At 71.8% G+C, this 18,114-nt stretch carries 18 protein-coding genes and 1 pseudogene; 12 read left to right on the top strand and 7 right to left on the bottom strand.

The features are described from left to right. Window positions 1-41 precede the first annotated feature (41 nt). Window positions 42-806, top strand: a complete 765-nt coding sequence (locus N912_RS0144110) for an SDR family oxidoreductase (protein WP_028927478.1) — start codon at window positions 42-44, stop codon at window positions 804-806. 171 nt (window positions 807-977) lie between these two features. After that, a complete protein-coding gene (locus N912_RS0144105) occupies window positions 978-1,343 on the top strand; it encodes a hypothetical protein (protein ID WP_028927477.1) in 366 nt (121 codons plus the stop codon). A gap of 151 nt (window positions 1,344-1,494) precedes the next feature. Here N912_RS0144105 and N912_RS58490 read toward each other — a convergent pair whose 3' ends face one another. Further along, window positions 1,495-2,994 (bottom strand): flavin-containing monooxygenase, encoded by a 1,500-nt coding sequence (locus tag N912_RS58490; RefSeq protein ID WP_051581649.1) that lies wholly within the window; start codon window positions 2,992-2,994, stop codon window positions 1,495-1,497. Between the two features lie 142 nt (window positions 2,995-3,136). On the opposite strand from N912_RS58490, the gene N912_RS0144095 reads away from it, so the two are divergent. From N912_RS0144095 to N912_RS58480, 3 genes are read left to right on the top strand one after another with little or no spacing between them, the layout of a single operon-like run. Further along, complete coding sequence (locus N912_RS0144095) at window positions 3,137-4,066, top strand: hydroxymethylglutaryl-CoA lyase (RefSeq protein ID WP_028927476.1); 930 nt, start codon at window positions 3,137-3,139, stop codon at window positions 4,064-4,066. Next, the gene (locus N912_RS58485) at window positions 4,063-4,434 is read left to right on the top strand and encodes a BlaI/MecI/CopY family transcriptional regulator (protein WP_037069850.1); all 372 of its coding nucleotides are present in this window, start codon (window positions 4,063-4,065) and stop codon (window positions 4,432-4,434) included. The genes N912_RS0144095 and N912_RS58485 overlap by 4 nt, the downstream gene beginning before the upstream one ends. After that, on the top strand, window positions 4,431-5,291 hold the full coding sequence (locus N912_RS58480; protein ID WP_051581648.1) for a M56 family metallopeptidase: 861 nt from the start codon (window positions 4,431-4,433) through the stop codon (window positions 5,289-5,291). Before N912_RS58485 ends, N912_RS58480 begins: the two co-directional genes overlap by 4 nt. Here the strand turns inward: N912_RS58480 and N912_RS58475 are convergent. The 3 genes from N912_RS58475 to N912_RS0144070 all read right to left on the bottom strand — a co-directional run bounded on the left by N912_RS58475 (window position 5,269) and on the right by N912_RS0144070 (window position 7,467). Continuing rightward, a complete protein-coding gene (locus tag N912_RS58475; RefSeq protein ID WP_169748057.1) occupies window positions 5,269-6,033 on the bottom strand; it encodes a carbon-nitrogen hydrolase family protein in 765 nt (254 codons plus the stop codon). The two genes, N912_RS58480 and N912_RS58475, sit on opposite strands and share 23 nt — an antisense overlap. Window positions 6,034-6,050: 17 nt before the next feature. Then, window positions 6,051-6,989 (bottom strand): cyclase family protein, encoded by a 939-nt coding sequence (locus N912_RS0144075; protein WP_028927475.1) that lies wholly within the window; start codon window positions 6,987-6,989, stop codon window positions 6,051-6,053. A 61-nt stretch (window positions 6,990-7,050) separates the two neighbouring features. Further along, window positions 7,051-7,467 carry a PPOX class F420-dependent oxidoreductase gene (locus tag N912_RS0144070; RefSeq protein ID WP_028927474.1) on the bottom strand — a complete coding sequence of 139 codons (417 nt, stop codon included), beginning with the start codon at window positions 7,465-7,467 and terminating at the stop codon, window positions 7,051-7,053. Between the two features lie 110 nt (window positions 7,468-7,577). On the opposite strand from N912_RS0144070, the gene N912_RS58470 reads away from it, so the two are divergent. The 7 genes from N912_RS58470 to N912_RS0144035 all read left to right on the top strand — a co-directional run bounded on the left by N912_RS58470 (window position 7,578) and on the right by N912_RS0144035 (window position 15,643). After that, window positions 7,578-9,281, top strand: coding sequence for an ArnT family glycosyltransferase (locus tag N912_RS58470; protein WP_051581646.1), 1,704 nt, complete (start codon window positions 7,578-7,580; stop codon window positions 9,279-9,281). Between the two features lie 54 nt (window positions 9,282-9,335). Then, the gene (locus N912_RS0144060; RefSeq protein ID WP_028927473.1) at window positions 9,336-10,160 is read left to right on the top strand and encodes an alpha/beta hydrolase family protein; all 825 of its coding nucleotides are present in this window, start codon (window positions 9,336-9,338) and stop codon (window positions 10,158-10,160) included. Next, window positions 10,157-11,284, top strand: a complete 1,128-nt coding sequence (locus N912_RS64190; RefSeq protein WP_051581645.1) for an ABC transporter substrate-binding protein — start codon at window positions 10,157-10,159, stop codon at window positions 11,282-11,284. The genes N912_RS0144060 and N912_RS64190 overlap by 4 nt, the downstream gene beginning before the upstream one ends. Continuing rightward, a complete protein-coding gene (locus N912_RS0144050; protein ID WP_064745552.1) occupies window positions 11,277-12,992 on the top strand; it encodes an ABC transporter permease in 1,716 nt (571 codons plus the stop codon). The genes N912_RS64190 and N912_RS0144050 overlap by 8 nt, the downstream gene beginning before the upstream one ends. Continuing rightward, complete coding sequence (locus N912_RS58460) at window positions 12,985-14,058, top strand: ABC transporter ATP-binding protein (protein ID WP_051581644.1); 1,074 nt, start codon at window positions 12,985-12,987, stop codon at window positions 14,056-14,058. The genes N912_RS0144050 and N912_RS58460 overlap by 8 nt, the downstream gene beginning before the upstream one ends. Before the next feature lie 3 nt (window positions 14,059-14,061). Further along, window positions 14,062-15,123, top strand: coding sequence for an ArsR/SmtB family transcription factor (locus N912_RS0144040; RefSeq protein ID WP_028927471.1), 1,062 nt, complete (start codon window positions 14,062-14,064; stop codon window positions 15,121-15,123). Between the two features lie 247 nt (window positions 15,124-15,370). After that, window positions 15,371-15,643 carry a hypothetical protein gene (locus N912_RS0144035; RefSeq protein ID WP_028927470.1) on the top strand — a complete coding sequence of 91 codons (273 nt, stop codon included), beginning with the start codon at window positions 15,371-15,373 and terminating at the stop codon, window positions 15,641-15,643. A 67-nt stretch (window positions 15,644-15,710) separates the two neighbouring features. On the opposite strand, the gene N912_RS0144030 is transcribed toward N912_RS0144035, so the two are convergent. The 3 genes and pseudogenes from N912_RS0144030 to N912_RS65385 all read right to left on the bottom strand — a co-directional run. Further along, window positions 15,711-16,439, bottom strand: a complete 729-nt coding sequence (locus tag N912_RS0144030) for a TetR/AcrR family transcriptional regulator (RefSeq protein WP_051581643.1) — start codon at window positions 16,437-16,439, stop codon at window positions 15,711-15,713. A gap of 11 nt (window positions 16,440-16,450) precedes the next feature. After that, a complete protein-coding gene (locus tag N912_RS0144025) occupies window positions 16,451-17,734 on the bottom strand; it encodes an acyl-CoA dehydrogenase family protein (protein ID WP_028927468.1) in 1,284 nt (427 codons plus the stop codon). 120 nt (window positions 17,735-17,854) lie between these two features. Then, window positions 17,855-18,114: pseudogene (locus tag N912_RS65385) on the bottom strand (hypothetical protein); the annotation flags it as partial.

Below are 18,114 nucleotides of genomic sequence, written 5' to 3'. Positions count from 1 at the left end.
AACGAGCGCCGAAGTACCCAAAAACGAAAAGAGGCACAGGCATGGGCCTGCTTGACGACCGCGTGGTGCTCATCAGCGGGGGCACCCAGGGGGTCGGCGCGGCGGTGGCACGGGCGGCCACCGCGCAGGGCGCCACCGTCGCGGTCACCGGCCGCCGACCGGAGCCGGGCGAGGCACTGGTCGCCGCCGGCCACGCCGCGCGGTACGTCCCCTGCGACGTCGCCGACGTCACCTCCGCCCGCGCCGCCGTGGCCGCCGTGATCGCCGAATTCGGCCGCGTCGACCACCTGGTGAACGCCGCCGGCCTGACCACCAGGGGCAGCCTGCTGGACACCACGCCCGAGCTGTTCGACGCGCACATCGCGGTCAACCTGCGCGGCCCGTTCTTCCTCATGCAGGCCGTGGTGGCCGACCTGCGCCGACGGGGCGCCCCGGGCAGCATCGTCAACGTGATCACCTCGTCCGAGCTGGGCGGACAGCCCTACCTCGCGGGCTACGTGGCCGCCAAGGCCGGCCTGGCCGGCCTGACCCGCAACGCCGCGCACGCGCACCGCTGGGACCGGATCCGGATCAACGGGCTGGACATCGGCTGGACCGACACCGAGGGCGAGGACGACATCCAGCGCCGCTTCCACGACGCCGGCGACGACTGGCGCGAGCTTGCCGCCAAGCGCCTGCCGATGGGCAAGCTCGGCCAGGTCGACGAGATCGCCGAGTTCGTGGTCTTCCTGCTCTCCGACCGCAGCGGCGTGGTGACCGGCTCGGTGATCGACTGGGACCAGAACGTCTTCGGCGGCCTGGACTGACGCCGAGCTCCGACGCCGGCCCGTGTCCGGTCCGTAATACGTCCGTGATCGTATTTGCGCTGCTCCCGGCGGGTGAGCCCAACCCGGTATTCGGTACGCCATTTGGCGTCCCCTAGCCTCTGCCGTTGCCGTACCAACCGCGTGCGGTTCGACCCAGAGGAGGATTGCCCTATGCAGCGTCGTCTGCGCATCACCCTGGCGGTCACGGCCGCAACCGGAGCCATCCTTGCCGGCGCCGGCACCGCGTCCGCCGACGTGGTCGGGGACCTTGGTAAGGGCCTGCTCCCCGGCACCACCAGCGAGTCCAGCGACCAGGGCACGACCGAGGAGGACCTGGGCGACAAGCCGACCAAGGCGAAGGACGGCTTGGACGAGGACTCGCTCAACAGCAAGGAATCGACGGGCACGTCGGACGACAAGGACACGTCCAAGGACGGCAAGAAGTCCAAGGACAACGACAAGTCCAAGGGCAACTCCGGCTCGCACGGCTCCAGCTCGAGCTCGTCCGGCGGCTCGAGCAGCAACAGCGACAAGTGACGCTCCCAGACTGAACGTCCGCTCCCCAGCAGTACCCCGACGGAGCGCCGGCAGGGCACCCAGCCCCGGCCGGCGCTCCGTCGTATGCGCAGGTCACCACCCGTGAGTGGCTAGGGGCGCTATGACGCCCCTAGCCACTCACGGGTTCTGGTCAGGCGTTTTGCTCGGCGGACACCGGCCGGTCGTCGCCGCCACCGCCGGGTCCCGGGCGGGCGATGAGCCGGTACTCGTCCGGGTCGAGGCGTTTGGTGCGGGCGGCGTACTCGCCCATGTAGCCGGGCCAGTTGGCGATGAACCGCCCGGCCCGGTCGCGGTACCACGAGCTGCAGGCCGCCCACGCCGTGCCGGCGAACCGGGACTGCAGGTCGCGGTCGCTGGCCCGCTCGACCTCGGCGCGCACCTCGATGGCCGCCGCGTCCCGCTCGCGGACCCGCTGCAGCGCCTGCCGCACGTATCCGGCCTGCTTCTCCAGGTAGAAGATGATCGAGCCGCCGGAGGTGTTCGTGTTCGGGCCGTAGAGGATGAACATGGACGGGAACCCCGGCACGGTCATGCCGAGGTGCGCGTGCGCCCCGCCGGCCCACTCCTCGCGCAGCGTCCGCCCGCCGGCGCCGGTGATCTCCATCGGGAACATGAAGTCGTTGGTCCTGAACCCGGTGCCGTAGATGACGCAGTCCACCTCGTGGCGGCGCCCGTCGGCGGTCACCGGCCCGGACGGATCCATCCGCTCGATCGCCTCGGTGACCAGCTCCACGTTCGGACGCTGCAACGCCGGCAGGTACTCCGAGCTGAACAGCACGCGCTTGCAGCCGAAGGTGTAGTCCGGCCAGGCCTTGCGCCGCACGTCCTTGTCCCGCAGCTGCCGGCGCATGAACGCCGCCGAGCGCATGGCCAGCAGCCGCCCGACGGTGTCCGGGTTGCGGATGGCGGCGGTGAGCGTGTCCCCGTAGTGGTAGACGAACCGGCGCCGGACCCGCTGCAGGCCCGGGACGTGCTGGAACGCGGCCTTGATCGGCCGGGGGTAGGCGCGGTTGCGGCGCGCCAGGAACCAGTTGCCGGTGCGCTGGAAGATCGTCAGCGCCGCGGCCTGGCGGGCCACGGCGGGCACGAACTGCACGGCGCTGGCCCCGGTGCCGATCACCGCGACCCGCTTGCCGGTCAGGTCGTAGTCGTGGTCCCAGCGCGCGGAGTGGAAGCTGTGCCCGGCGAAGTCGTCCAGCCCGGCGATCCCGGGCAGCGCCGGGCGGTTCAGCTGCCCGGTGGCCAGCACCAGCGCCTCGGCCTCGCGGGCGGTGCCGTCCTCGGTGCGCACCGTCCACCGGCACGCCGCCTCGTCCCACTCGCAGCCGGTCACCGTGCTGTTCGGGACCACCAGGCCGGCGACGTCGTGGTCGCTGGCCACCCCGCGCAGGTAGTCCAGGATCTCCGCTTGCGGCGAGCACAGCCGCGACCAGTCCCGCCGCTGCGCGTAGGAGAACGAGTAGAAGTGGCTCGGCACGTCGCAGGTGGCGCCCGGGTAGCTGTTGTAGTGCCAGGTGCCGCCGAGCTCGGGGGCCGCCTCCAACAGAGTGACCTCATTGAAGCCGTGGCGACGCAGCTCGATCGCGGTGGCGATACCGCCGAAACCGGCTCCGACCACGATCACCCGCATCGGCACTGCGCTCCCCGTGATAGCGACAAACGATATGCGGGATAGTAGAAGGGTCAACTGTGTGACGGGTGGTACACAAACCACAACGTTGTACGCATGCGTTGTACGACACGGCCGGTAGGCCGGGCATAGGCTTGCCGGCATGCCGGGGTACGGAACGACGCCGCTGGACGGGCTGCCGGCTCGGGTCACCGTCTGCGAGGTCGGACCCCGCGACGGGCTGCAGAACGAGTCGGCGGTGCTGCCCACCGAGGTGAAGGTGGAGTTCATCGAGCGGCTGGTGGACGCGGGCCACCGGGTCGTGGAGGCGACCAGCTTCGTGCACCCGCGCTGGGTGCCGCAGTTGGCCGACGCCGCCGAGGTGCTCGCCGCGTTGGACCGCAAGGACGGCGTGCGCTACCCGGTGCTGGTGCCCAACGAGCGCGGCCTGGAGCGCGCGCTGGACGCCGGGGTCGGCGAGGTGGCCGTGTTCGGCAGCGCCACCGAGGCGTTCGCCCGGCGCAACCTGAACCGGACGGTGGACCAGTCGCTGGAGATGTTCGCGCCGGTGGTGGCCAGGGCGCGGGCCGCCGGGCTGCCGGTGCGGGCGTACCTGTCGATGTGCTTCGGCGACCCGTGGGAGGGCGAGGTGCCCGTGGCCCAGGTGGTGTCGGTGGCGCGGCGGATGATGGCGCTGGGCTGCACCGAGCTGAGCCTCGGCGACACCATCGGGGTGGCCACCGCCGGGCGGGTGGTCGCGCTGCTGGACGCGCTGGTCGCCGACGGGGTCGCGGTGGAGCGGATCGCCGTGCACTTCCACGACACCTACGGCCAGGCCCTGGCCAACACGCTGGCCGCGCTCGGGCGCGGGGTCGGGATCGTGGACGCGTCGGCCGGCGGCCTTGGCGGCTGCCCGTACGCCAGGAGCGCCACCGGGAACCTGGCCACCGAGGACCTGGTCTGGGCGCTGCACGGGCTGGGCATCGAGACCGGCATCGACCTGGACAAGCTGGTGGCGACCAGCGCCTGGATGGCGCAGCGGCTGGGCCGGCCGAGCCCGTCGCGGGTGGTGCGCGCGTTGGTGGGCTCATGAGGCCGAGCCTCGGTGAGCTGGAGCGGGTGGTGATGGACCGGCTCTGGGACGCCGGCCGCCCGCTGCTGGTGCGGGAGGTGGCCGACGCGCTCGCCGACAGGTCGCTGGCCTACACCACGGTGCTGACCGTGCTGGACCGGCTGGCCCGCAAGGGCTTCGCCCGCCGCGAGCGGGACGGCCGGGCCTGGCGGTACGCGCCGGCCGCGAGCCGCGACCAGTACGTGGCCACCCTGATGCTGGACGCCCTGGACCTGACCGGCGACCGGGACGCCGCGCTGACCCGGTTCGCCCGCTCGGTGCCCGCGCCGGACGCCGAGGCCCTGGGTCGCGCGCTCGCCGACCTTGACCGGCCGCCCGACCAGCCGTGACGATCGCCCTGGTGCACTTCCTGACCGCGCTGGTCCTGGCCGCCGCGGCGGTGCCGGCTTTGCTTCGAGCCCGCTGGGTCCGCCGCTGCCCGCTGACCGCCGTGCTGACCTGGCACCTGGTGGCCCTGACCGTGCCGCTGTCGCTGATCGGCGCGCTGCTCACCCTCGGCCTGACACCGTACGAAACCGGCATGCCGCGAGCCGTGCTCACCGCCGCGTCCGAGCTCCCGACCGGCCGTGCCCCCGACGGTTTCACCGCCTGGCACGCCACACCGCTGCTCACCGCCCTCGCCCTGGCCACGGTCCTCGTCGCCGCCGTGGTGACCTCCGCACTGGCCGCCCGGCGCACCCGGCACCGGCACCGGGACCTGCTCGCGCTGGTGGCCCGCCCCGAGCCCGGCCTGCCCGGCGTGCTCGTGCTCGACCACCCCGGCCCGACCGCGTACTGCGTCCCGGGCCGCCCGCCGCGAATGGTGGTCAGCGCCGGCGCGCTGGACGCCCTGAGCCGCGTCGAGCTGGCCGCCGTGCTCGCTCACGAGCGGGCACATGCGCGCGAACGCCACCACCTCGCGCTGCTGCCGTTCGCCGCGCTGCGCCGGCTGGCGCCGAGGTGGCGGGCCCCGGAGACGATCTTCGCCGCGGTCGCGCTGCTGCTGGAGATGCGCGCGGACGACACGGCCCGCCGCACCCAGCCCGCCGAGGCCCTGGCCACCGCGCTGCGCCGCTTCGACCGCCAGGGCGCGCTGGACCGGCTCACCGGCCGCGCCGCCGGCCTGCCGCTCGCCGTCCGCCTGCTCGTGCTCGGCACCGCCGCCACCGTGGCGGCCACCCCGGTCAGCTTCTTCCTGCCGTGGTGACGGGAACGTCGACCGTGAGCACCCCTTCTCGCCAGTCCGGGAGCCGGTCGGTCACCTCACCGGCCGGGCTCACCAGCGCCGCGAGCCCGGGAAAGTCCTCGTCGACGGTGGAACCGGCCTGGCCGGCCGAGGCGACCCAGATCCCCAGGCGGGCGGCGTGGCGGCGCGCATCGCCCAGGCTCTCGCCTTCCCACCAGCCGAAACCGGACCGCCACGAGGCCTCGTCGGTGCGCCGTCCGTACAGCCCGGGCGCGGCCGGAAAGAGGACCAGCCGCGCCCCGGCCGCCGCCGCCGAGTCGAACGGCGCATCGAACCCCGACTCGGCGCAGATGGCCACGCCGAACCTGACGCCCGCGTGATCGAACGTCTCCGACGCGGTGCCCGCCGTGAACGCCTCCTCGCCCTCGCCGAGATGCCGCTTGCGCTGAACACCCGCGACCGCGCCGCCCGTCGCGACCACCTGGGTGATGTACGGGTCGCCGTCCGCCGAGCGCTCCGCCATCCCGAAGCAGACGCCGACCTCCCCGCTCGCCCGCGCCAGCCGTGCCACGGCGGCGTGGTCCAGGGACATCAACCGCTCCGGTGACACGGCGGGGTCGACCGATCCCGTCAGCGACATCTCCGGGAAGAGCACCAGGTCACATCCGGCCGAGCCGGCTGCCCCGACCAGCCGCAGGTGGGACGCGAGGTTCCCTTCGACGTCGCCCTTCTCGCACCGGATCGCCGCCAGCATCATGCGCATGCCGACCATTCTCGGCCCTACTTGATCGCGAGCGGGTTGATCGGGGAGCCGACCGCGCGGCGGAACTTGATCGGCGGCGCGGTGAGGAAGAAGTCGTAGCGGCCGTCCGCCGCGCAGTCCTCGGAGAGCTCCTCGAAGTCCAGGATCTCGCCGAGCGTCATGCCCATATCCCTGATCAGCACCATGTGCACCGGCAGGATCACGTTCTCGTCCTCGCCGGGCAGCGCCTCCACCGCCCAGTTGTCCGAGCACACCGCCGCCACCTCGTGCCGGTGCAGCCACTCGCAGCTGGCCAGCCCGAGCCCCGGCTCGCCGGCCATGAACGACGCCGGGTCGCCCTCGGTGAGGAACTTGCGGCGCCAGCCGGTACGGACGGCCACTATGTCGCCGCCCCGCAGCTCCACACCCTGCGCGGCGAGCACCTCGTCCAGCTCGTCCGGGGTGATCACCTCACCGGCCGCCAGCCAGTCCACGCCCCGGTGGCGGGCCACGTCGACCAGCACGCCGCGCCCGACGATGCCCTTGGCCTGGGTCTCGATGGACAGGTGCTTGGCCCCGTGCGGGGTCACGTCGGTGGCCGGGAAGCCGTTGAACATCTGCCCGTCGTAGTGGATGTGCGCCAGCCCGTCCCACTGCGACGCGCTCTGCAGCGGCATGAACACGTAGTCGTCGGCGAAGTGCATGCCGCCGGGGAAGTCCTGGTCGGCGCCGGTCTCGGCGAGCAGCAGGATGGGGTTGATCCGCCCCGGCCCGCCGGCCCCGCCGCCCGGCTGCGGCCCGTCCGAGCCCAACGGGATGCCCAGGTCGAACACCTTGCCCTCGCGGGCCAGCCGGGCGGCCGCCGCGACCCGCTCCGGGGTGATCAGGTTCGTGGTGCCCCGCTCGTCGCGCTGCCCGTCGGCGTCCCACCGGCCCCAGTTCGACAGCCGCCTGCCGACCTCTCGAAAGTCGTCCATGATCCCCCTCGTTCTCTCTGGTGACACTCTCACGTCGTCGCGGCCGGGCCGGTCCGGACCCTCAGTCGTCGGCCACCGGCGGCCAGAGGTAGACCTTCTCCGGGGTGATCCGCACGATCAGCCGCTCGGCCTCGGGCTCCGGCGGCGGGGTCGCGCCACCCATGTACCTGTCGTACATCTCGTGGAGCATGGTCTTCTCCGGGTCCTCGGTGATCTCCACCCGGCCCCGGATCTCGACGTAGAACGACCCCGGCTCGTCCTCCGCGGTGCTGTGGACCAGCAGGCTGACCCGGGGGTCGCGCGTCATGTTGCGCGTCTTCAGCCGCCCCTTGATGGTGCTGAACACCACCTGGTCGCCGTCCCGCTTGACGAAGATCACCGAGGACTGCGGGCGGCCGTCGGCGTTGGCGGTGGCCAGGACCGACAGGTGCGGCCCGTCCAGCAGGCCCCGGGCCGCCTTGTTCAGCGTGACGCTCATCGAAGGTCTCCTTCCGTTCGTGACGCCCATGCAGACCCCCAGGACCGGTCGAAGGAATCGGTCCGGACTCGAGAAGTTCTACTACGAGTAGTAGTACTACGCTCTGTCGTATGAACCGGTGGCTGGTAGCGCTCGGGGCGGGGGTGCTGTATGCGTGGGGCGCGAGCCGGGGCGCCGAGCACTACTACTACGCGGCCGCCGTGCGCTCGATGAGCGAGAGCTGGCACGCGTTCGCGTTCGGCGCGCTGGACCCGACCGGCGCGATCACGGTGGACAAGCTGCCCGGGATGCTCTGGGTGCAGGCGCTGTGCGTGCGGGCGTTCGGGTTCTCCCCGGCGGTGCTGCTGGCGCCGCACGCGGTGGGCGCGACCGCCACGGTGCTCGCGCTGTACGGCTCGGTGCGGCGGTGGGCGGGTGAGCGGGCCGCCCTGCTCGCGGCCGCGGCGCTGGCGCTGACGCCGATCACGTTCGCGACCGCCGCCGGGACGCTGCCGGACACGTTCCTGGCCTGCTGCCTGGTGGTCGCGGCGTACCTGCTGACCCGGGGGTTGGAGTCGGGAAGTCCGGGCTGGCTGGTCGGCGCCGGGCTGATGATCGGGCTGGGCTTCCACATGAAGATGCTCGCCGCGCTCGTGCCGCTGCCAGCATTCGTGGCGGCGCTGGTCGTAGGGGGCCGCGCCAGGCTGGCCCGCGCGGGATTGCTGACGGCCGTCTCCGCTGCCGCCTGCCTGCCGTGGCTGCTGCTGGTCGCCGCGACCCCGCCCACCGAGCGCCCCTGGCTGGACGGCACCGCCACGAACTCGGTCTGGGAGCTGGTCCTCGTGCGCAACGGCCTGGACCGGGCCGGCACCGGCACCGCCCCGTTCGGCGGCGAGCCCGGGCTGGGCCGGCTGCTCAACGCCCAGCTCGGCGGCCAGATCGGCTGGCTGCTGCCGCTCGCGCTGGCCGGCGTCATCGCGGCAGCCCTGACCCGACGTATACGCCGCGACCCGCACTGGGTCCTGTGGGCCGGCTGGCTCGCACTGGGCGCGGCGGTGATCAGTGCTGCGGGAGGCGTGCATCCGTACTACACCACGCTGCTGGCCCCGCCGGTCGCCGCGCTCGCCGCCGCCGGCATTCCGCTACTGACCCGCCACGGCCTGCCGCTCGCGGTCCTGGCCACCGGGGCCTGCGCGGCGTTCCTGGCCTGGCGCGCCGCCGAAACCGCGACCGCCGTCCTCCTCCTCGCCGCCGCACTACTCGCCGCCACGTTCGCGCACCACCGGGCCGGCCCCGCGCTCGCACTACTGGCCGCGCTCGCCGGCCCGGCCATCTGGATCGCCCGCACCCCGCCGCTGGCCCCGCACACCCTGCAGACCACGAACCCGGTGGCCGGCCCGTACCGCGAGGACGTCGTGTTCGGCCACCTCCCACCCCGCACGCTCATGTCCAGGCTCTACGGCACGCCACCCGCCGGCCCGGTGACCACCCGACTACCCGGCCTCGACCCCGACCCGGCGCTGCTCGCCCTCCTCCTGCGCCAACCCCCGGACCGCCGCTACCTGCTGGCCACCGGCGACGCCAGCAGCGCCACCCCGTACCTGGCCGCCGGCTACCGGGTGCTGCCGATGGGCGGGTTCACCGCCGACTCGCCCGCGCCCGACCTCGCCACGCTGTCCCGGCTGGTCGCCACCGGCGAGCTGCGCTACATCGCGGTGTACCCGATGCCCGCGGGCCCCGCCGCCGCCCGCACCGCCTGGGTCCGCACCCACTGCACGCCCGCCCGGCCGCCCCTCTACGACTGTGCCGTCCCCAAAGCCCTCATTGACCATTAACGGTCCCCCGTCAATCGTCTTGATCGCCGCCCGCGCCGGCACCAGACTACGCAAATGCCGGATCCCCAAGGGTTTTATCTGACCGGAAGGACAACCGTCTTCGCCTCCCGCGACGACCAACGTTTCTCGTACTGCCTCTACCTTCCGGCCCGGGAAGCCGACGCCACGGTCAAGGTGCCGCTGGTCGTGATCATGCACGGCACCGGACGCACGAACGTCGCATACCGGGACGCTTTCGCCGACTTCGCCGAAAAACACGGCTGCGCAATCCTGGCGCCGTTGTTCCCGGCCGGGATCGGCGACCCCGAGGATCTGCACAACTTCAAGTTCATCTCCTACGGCGACATTCGCTTCGACCGCGTCCTGCTCGCCATCGTCGCCGAGGTCGGCGAGCGGTTCGGCATCGACACCGAGCGGTTCTGCCTGCACGGCTTCTCCGGCGGCGGCCAGTTCACCCACCGCTTCTTCTACCTGCACCCCGAGCGGCTGTCGGCGGTGTCCATCGGCGCCCCGGGCCGGGTGACCCTGCTCGACGGGTCCAGGCCGTGGTGGCTGGGCACGGACGGGTTCGCCGAGCGGTTCGGCCGGGACATCGATGTCGAACGGATGCGCGAGGTCCCGGTGCAGATGGTCGTCGGCGACCGCGACGTGGAGACCTGGGAGATCAACAACCCCGGGCACTCCAACTGGATGGACGGCGCCGAGCTGGCCGGTCGCACCCGCATCGAGCGGCTGCACACGCTCGCGGAGAGCTTCCGCGCGGCCGGCATCGCGGTGCGGCTGGACGTCGTCCCCGGGGTCGACCACAACGGCCACGGCGTGCTCCCGGCCGTCAAGGACTTCTTCGCCGGCGTGCTGACCGGGGAGCTCATCCGGTGACCGCCGGGGTGGGCCGCCGCCACTTCCTCACCGGGATGGCCGCCGGGGCGCTGCTCGCCGGCTGCGCCCCACCCTCGGACTCGGTCAACGAGGCGGTGCCGCCGCTGCCCCGGCCGCCGTACTACCCCGCCGACTACGACCGGATAGTGGACGCCTCGAAGGCCGAGCGCCGGCTGGTCATCTACTCCAACATGGACGCCTTCAACTGGCGGCCGGTGATCGACGGGTTCCGCACGCACTACCCGTGGGTCGAGGACATCCTGACCACGAACCTGGGCAGCTCGCAGGTCTTCCAGCGGCACAACGCCGAGGACGCCGCCGGGCGCCCGCAGGCCAGCTTCCTGGTCTCCGGCTCCCCGCAGAACTGGCTGGACTTCGCGAACGCCGGCCAGGCACTGGACTACGTCTCGCCGGAGCTGGGCCAGCTCCCCGGCTTCGCCCGCACCCGCCCCGGCCTGTACACGTTCTCCTCGGACGCGATCATCATGACGTACAACAAGGTCCTGCTGCGGCCGGAGGAACGCCCGCGCGGCCTGGCCGACCTGATCACCCTGGTCCGCTCGAACCCGGACCGGTTCCGCCACAGGATCACCACGTACTCCGCCGGGATCAGCTTCGGACTGGCCATCCAGTACTCCTATTTCCTGGCCAGGAACCGAAACTGGTCGGCCTTCGACGCACTGTTGCCCTACACCAGGGCGGAGAATTCGTCCGGCCCGATGTTGGACAAGATATCGTCCGGCGAATACCTGATCGGATACTTCGCGTCCGGCCCGGTGATCCTGCCGCAGATGACCCAGTACAACAAGGTGGTCGGCTGGAACCTCATTTCGGACGCCACGCCGCTGTTCCTGCGCGGCATGGCCATTCCGGCGAAATCGCCGCACCCGAACACCGGCAAGCTCATGCTCGACTACATCCTGTCCGCCGAGGGCCAGGCCAACATCGCCGGCGGCGGGTTCACCCCGTACCGCTCGGGCGTGCACGCCCCCGCCGGCCGCCCGACCTATGACAGCGTCGTCTCCGACGTCGGCAAGGACAACGTGGTGCTCATCGGCTACGACCTGGGCCCGGAGGCCGAACAGGACAGGTTCGCCAAGGACTGGGAGGCCCGCCTTGGCTGAGTTCGTGAACCCCCGGTACCAGCGCCTGCTGGGCCGCCCGCGCGAGGTCTGGATCCAGTACGGGGTGTTCCTCCCGCTGGCGCTGCTCGTGCTCGCCCCGGTGGTCGTCGCGCTGGTGCAGTCGTTCGCCAGCCGCCCGCTGTACGAGGCGGGCGCGTTCGACCCGACCGCCTACGTGCGCCTGTTCGCCGACGAGGCGTTCGGCACCGTCATCCTGAACAGCCTGGCGCTGGCCGCGCTGACCACGCTGATCTCGGTGGTGCTCGGCGTGCTGCTCGCGGTGGTGCTGGTGCGGGTGCGGGTGCCCGGCGCGGCGGCCATGGGCGGGATGGTGCTCTGGCCGATCTACATCTCGCCGCTGGTGCTCGCGTTCGGCTGGATCATCCTGTACGGGCCGGCGGGCTACGTCACCCGGCTGGTGGCCGCCGTGCTCGGCGGCCGCCCCTGGAACCTCTACTCCCTCGTCGGCATGGCGCTGACCTCGTCGGTCGCCTTCGTCCCGATCGTCTACCTGTACTGCTCGAACGCGCTGCGGGTGGCCGACTCCTCGCTGGAGAACGCCGCGCGCACCTGCGGCGCCCGGCCGCTGCGGGTGATCCGGTCGGTGATCCTGCCGCTGCTGCGCCCGGCGATCATGTACAGCGGGCTGCTGGTGTTCACCGGCTCGCTGGAGGAGCTGAGCGTCCCGCTGCTCTACGGCCAGCCGGTGCGGATCGAGCTGTTCGGCAGCTTCCTCTACGACTACGGCCTGGACCGGCCCAACCCCGACTACGGCGTGCTCGGCGCGGCCGCCGTGCTGTTCCTGTTGTTCCTGGCGGTGCTGGTGACCGCGCAGGGCCTGGTGCTGCGCAACAGCCGGCGGTTCATCGCGGTGCGCGGCAAGGCCAGCAGGGTGGCGCGGTTCGACATCGGCGCGCTGCGCTGGGTCGGGTTCGCGGTGGCGGTCGGGTACCTGGTGCTGGGGCCGCTGCTGCCGCTGGCCGGGCTGGTCGCGCGGGCGTTCACCCAGGTGCTCTCGCCGCTGCTCAACCCGTTCGAGGTGGTCTCGCTCGGGAACTTCCAGATCATCCTGGGCTACCCGCAGTACGCCGGGTCGATCGGCAACAGCCTGCTGGTGGCGCTGGTCGGGGCGGTGCTGACCACGGTGGTCGCCGCGCTCGCGGTGCTCACCGCGCGGCGCTCCAGGTTCCGGTTCGCCCGCGCCACCGAGGTGGCCTCGCTGGCCCCGCAGGCGCTGCCGGGCGTGATCGTCGGCCTGGGGTTCTTCTGGACTATCCTGTTCATCCCGCCGCTGCGCCCGCTGCAGGGTTCGCTGGCCACGATCATGGTCGCGTTCGGGGTGTGCGCGCTGCCGGCCGCGTTCAGCGCGATCGCGCCGATGGTCATGCAGATCGGCGAGGAGCTGGACCACGCGGCGCGGTCGGTGGGCGCGGACTGGTGGCGCACGTTCAGCCGGGTGCTCGCGCGGCTGCTCGCACCCGCGCTGCTCACCTCGTTCCTGCTGGTGTTCGTGACCATGATCAAGGCGTACTCCGCCGCCGTGTTCCTGGGCAACGCGGACAGCGAGGTCATCGGCACCACCTCGCTGATCCTCTGGTCGAACGGCAACACCGGTGCCGTCGCCGCGCTGTCCTGCCTGCAGATCGCCATCACCGCGCTGGTCGTGTTCCTCGCGGGTCGAACCTTCAAGGTGAATGCCCATGCCTGAGCTCATCGTCGAGCACCTGACCAAGCGGTACCCCGGGGCGGGGCGGGCGGCCGTGGACGACGTGTCGTTCACTGTCGCGGACGGTGAGTTCTTCACGCTGCTCGGCCCCAGCGGCTGCGGGAAGTCCACCACGCTCGCGGCCATCGCCGGGCTGGAGGCGCCGTCCGGCGGGCGGATCGCGGCCGGTTCGCTGGTGTACTCCGACGGCTCGACGTTCCTCGCGCCGGAGGAGCGCAACCTGGGCATGGTGTTCCAGTCCTACGCGCTGTGGCCGCACATGACGGTGGCCGCCAACCTGGAGCTGCCGCTGAAACTGCGCAAGCTGCCCCGCGAGGAGCGCGACCGGCGCATCGACGACGTCCTCGGCCAGGTCGGGTTGAGCGACTGCCGGTCCCGGTTCCCGCACCAGATGTCCGGCGGCCAGCAGCAGCGGGTGGCGCTGGCCCGCGCGCTGGTCTACTCGCCGACCCTGCTGCTGCTCGACGAGCCGCTGTCCAACCTGGACGCACAGCTGCGCCAGCAGGCCCGCGCCTGGCTCAAGGAGCTGCAGCGCTCGGTCGGCATCACCACGGTCTACGTCACCCACGACCAGGCCGAGGCGCTGACCCTCAGCGACCGGATAGCCGTGCTGCGCGACGGGAAGGTCCTGCAGCTCGGCACCCCGGAGGAGATCTACGAGCGGCCCGCGATCCCGGCCGTCGCCGACTTCATCGGCCGCTGCAACTTCCTGCCGGCCACCGTGCTGTCCGCCCGCGACGGCAGCGTGCGGCTGCGGGTGCAGGCCACCGGGACGGAGCTGTCCGTCGACGTCCGGGACGGCTCGCACCGGGCCGGCGACGAGGTGACGCTGGGCATCCGCACCGAGCGGTTCGCACTGCCGGGTTCGGAGAACGCGCTGCCGGTGAAGTTGACCAAGCGGCTCTACTCCGGTTCCTGGTACGAGTACGAGCTGGACTGCGGCGGTCACACGCTGTTCGCCAGGCACACCGCGCGGGTCGACCCCGGCGAGCTGATGCTCGGCGTGCCCCGCGACGGTGCCTACGTCTTCGCCGGCGGCCTACCATGAGCCGTGGCGGTCACCGTGGTCCTGTCGGGTTCGACGGCTGACCGCTGCGCCGTGCGGGTCTCCCCGCTGGCCGAGCTGTGCGCCTGCCTGCACGCCCTCAACGATCACGGACACCACCCGGACAGCCGGTCCTTCGCCCGGTCCGCGCGCGCCGCGCTGAGCCACGACCTGGATGCGGAGATGCGGGAATGGGCGCCGATGTGGGGCTCGCGGCGGGCCCGGTTCCTGTTCCCGTTCGAGCCCGGGCCCGGCCTGGGCGCCGAGCGCGGGCTGGACGCCGAGCTCGCGGCCGTCTCGCGGCTCGCCCTCGACTCGTTCGCCGCGATGGCCGCCGCCGCGATCGTCGACGGCAAGACCCCCTCGGCGGTCAGGGCCACGTTCATCGAGCAGGCCAGGCGGATGTCACCGGAGCGGCTGGCGCTGGCCGAGCGGTTGGTCGACGACCCGGAGGAGCTGCGCGGGCGGCTGGTCGCGTTCCTGTCGCGGTTCGGCGGGCGGGTGTTCGAGCCGGAGTGGCGGCGGGTGGCGCCCGTCCTGCGTGAGGACGCCGACCGGCGCCGCCGCGAGCTGGACCGCGACGGCCTGGCCGCGATCGCCCGGATCACCCCCACCGCGAAGGAGGCGCATGACCCCCATCGGGTGGTTTTCGACAAGCTCTATGACGCCACCGCGCGCCTTCGTGACGACCCCTGCGTGCTGCTGCCCTCGGCCCACGGCGGCCCGCACGTGACGATCAAACACGTGCGCGGGCGGCCGATCGCCATCCAGTACCCGGTCGGCTCCCGCCGGGAGACCTCGTTCGAGGACGTCGACCGGCGGATCAGGGCGCTCGCCGACCCGTCCCGGGTACGCATCTGTCGAGAAGTCCTCCGAGGTCGGCGCACCACCGTTGACCTCGCTCAGTACACCAAAATGGCCGAGCCCCAGGTGTCCCGCCACCTCCGCCGACTGCGCGAGGCCGGCCTGGTCCGCACCAGCCGCGAGGGCCGAATGGTCTACTACGAGCTGGACGCCGAGGCGCTCAAAAGCATCGGCCAGGACCTGTTTGACGCCCTTTGGCGCTGATTGGCTGACGGCCCGCGACCGTCCGCTGACGGTCGGTCACATTTGCCGGGCGGGATTGCGGGAGCGGCGGTGATCTACCACATCCATCCCGGATGTCCTACTCTGTCCGAGGCAATCGCTCCCCCGGAGGCCGTGCTCCAAATGAGTGTGATGGTACCGCGTGCAATCACCCACATGGCCTCCTCTAGCATTGCCTCCGCTGTCACACCAGACACACATGCACACAACCCCCGAGAGGACAGACAGCATGCAGCGACGTCTGCGTAACACCCTGGCCATCGCCATCGCCGGCGGGGCCGTCATCCTGGGCACCGGCACCGCCTTCGCCGCGACGCCCGACCTGCCCGCGACCGACGACGTGGCCGGCACGGTCTCCAAGACCGCCGACAAGGGCGGCGACGACGGCAAGGAGCACAAGGGCGACAAGAAGAAGTCGGACGCCCCGACCGACACGCTCGGCGGCGCCGGCCTGCCGGACGCCAGCAGCCTCACCGGCAACCTCCCCGCGCTCACCGGGTGACCCCCGGGCCGGTCGCACCCTGACCGGCCCGGCGTAGTACCGCATTTACGGAAACGGCCAGCCGGCCTCAGGATCGGCTGGCCGTTTCCGTGTCTGTGCGCTTGCGCAGCAGCTCCAGGGTCCGCGCGCTCAGCGGGGCGGTGAGCAGCGCCGCGACCAGGTCGGTGAGCTGGCTGGCGAACAGCCTGTCGTCCCGCCGGGGCGGTGGCTGCCGCACCCGGCGGCCCAGCTCCACGTACACGAACCGCATCGCCGCGAACCTGCGGTGCAGCCGCCCCGCCGCGTCGGCCGACAGGAACGGCTCCACCAGCTCGGCCCACCCGTGGTTCGGCGAGATCAACATGGCGATCGGGCTGCCCGGCTCGAAGATCCAGTCGCTGCGGTTGACCACCTCCGCCGCGACCCGCAGGAACTCCGGCCCGCCGTCCGCGCAGTCCAGCTCGGCGCACAGCGGCATCACCAGCACGTCGGCCAGCTCGCGCAGCCGGTCGCCCGGCTCGGCCGGCGGGTCCTCCCGGTAGCGCTCCAGCAGCGTCTGGTGCCGCACCCGCACGTGCTCCAGGTGATGCCCGAGCACCGCGCGCAACAACCCGTCCCGCGAGCCGAAGTGGTAGGTCACCGCCGTCACGTTGCGCTGCCCGGCGTCCCTGGTGATCTGCCGCAGCGACACCCCGTCCACGCCGTGCGCCGCGAACAACCGCTCCGCCGTCCGCCGCAACCTGGCCACCGTGCCGTCCCCCGGCCCGTCCGGATCGGTGACACGATCCTGGTCGGACGCCCTCGTCGAGCTGGTCATCGCATCGGGGCTCAGGCGTTCGCGGTGGCCAGCGAGAGCTGCTCGGCGAACTTGCGGCGGGCCGCCTCGCGGCGGGTCGGGACGTGCTCGGTCGGCACCTCGGTCGGGGCGTAGCCGCGCAGGATCCGCCGCGCCACCGACTCCTTGTGCACCTCGTCCGGGCCGTCGTAGATCCGCGCCGCCCTGGCCGACCGGTACATCTGCTCCAGCGGCAGGTCGCCGGAGAACCCCAGCGACCCGTGCACCTGGATCGCCCTGTCGATCACGTCGTGCAGCACCCGCGCGCCCCAATACTTGATCATGCCGATCTCGATGCGCGCGTTCGAGGCCCCCACCTGGTCCATCGTCCACGCCGCGTGCAGGGTCATCAGCCGGGCCGCCTGCATCTCCGCCGCCGAGGTGGCCACCCAGTCCTGCACCATCTGCTTGTCCGCCAGCCGCGACCCGTGCGCGTGCCGGCTGACCGCCCGCTCGCACAACATGTCGAACGCCCGCCGCGACTGCCCCAGCCACCGCATCGCATGATGAATCCGCCCCGGCCCGAGCCGCTGCTGCGCCAGCCGGAACCCGTCACCCGGATTCCCCACCAGGTTCTCCCTCGGCACCCGCACGTCGTTGTAGACGACCTCGGCGTGCCCCGCATCCAGCCCGACGTGCAGCGGATGGTCCATCACCGGGATGTCGCGCAGAATGTTGACCCCCGGCGTGTCCGTCGGAACGACGATCATCGACGACCCCTGGTACGGGCTCACGTCCGGATCCGTCACCGCCATCACGATGAGGAAGTCCGCCCGCGAGGCGTTGGTCGAGAACCACTTGTGCCCGTTGATCACATACTGGTCGCCGTCCAACACCGCGCGAGTGGTCAACATCGTCGGGTCCGCCCCCGCGCCCGGCTCGGTCATCGAGAACGAGCTGCGCAGCTCCCCGCGCAGCAGCGGGTGCATCCACCGCTCCTTCTGCTCCGGACTACCCCCGATGGCCAGCAGCTCCGCGTTCCCCGAGTCCGGCGCCTGGTTCCCGAACACCCCCGGCGCATACCGGCACTGCCCCAGGATCTCGTGCATCAGCCCGAGCTTGACCTGCCCGAACCCACCCCCGCCCAGCTCGGGCGGCAGGTGCGCCGCCCACAGCCCGCGCTCCTTGACCTGCTCCTTGAGCGGCGCCGTGATCCGCGCGAACGTCTCCCAGTCCAGCTCCAGGGTCTCCAACGGAATGATCTCGTCGCGGACGAACCCGCGCATCCACTCCAGCTTCGCCTCGAACTCCGGTTCGGTCGAGAAGTCCCACGCCATCGCCGCCTACCGCCCTTCCCCGTCGTCTACGTCGACCGCATCAGACAGTAGTGCACATGCATTAACAACGACAGGCCAACGGTTGGCCAGTTGCTGACGTCTCGCTTCGCCGAGGTGCGTTCAGAACGGTGGTGGGTCTGGGTCGTCGTCGGGCTCGGGTAGTGGGGTGATGATGGGTTCGCCTTGGGTGGTGTGGGTTTGGCCGAGTGGGGTGTGCCAGGTGAACGTTCCGGGTTCGGGTTGTTCGAGTCGCCAGCCTCCCTTCGTTTTGAGGTCGTGGTCGTGGTTGCAGACGTTGCCGCCGTTGATCTGGATGGTGGGTCCGCCGTGGCGGTAGTCGTGGGTGTGGTCGTACTCGGTTTTGGTTGTGGACAGGCGGC

Source organism: Actinospineispora acaciae DSM 45401 (assembly GCF_000620785.1).
GTDB classification, from domain to species: Bacteria; Actinomycetota; Actinomycetes; order Mycobacteriales; family Pseudonocardiaceae; genus Pseudonocardia; species Pseudonocardia acaciae.
The sequence above is the reverse complement of the archived record's forward strand: the minus strand, read 5'-3'. Positions and strand labels throughout refer to the sequence as shown.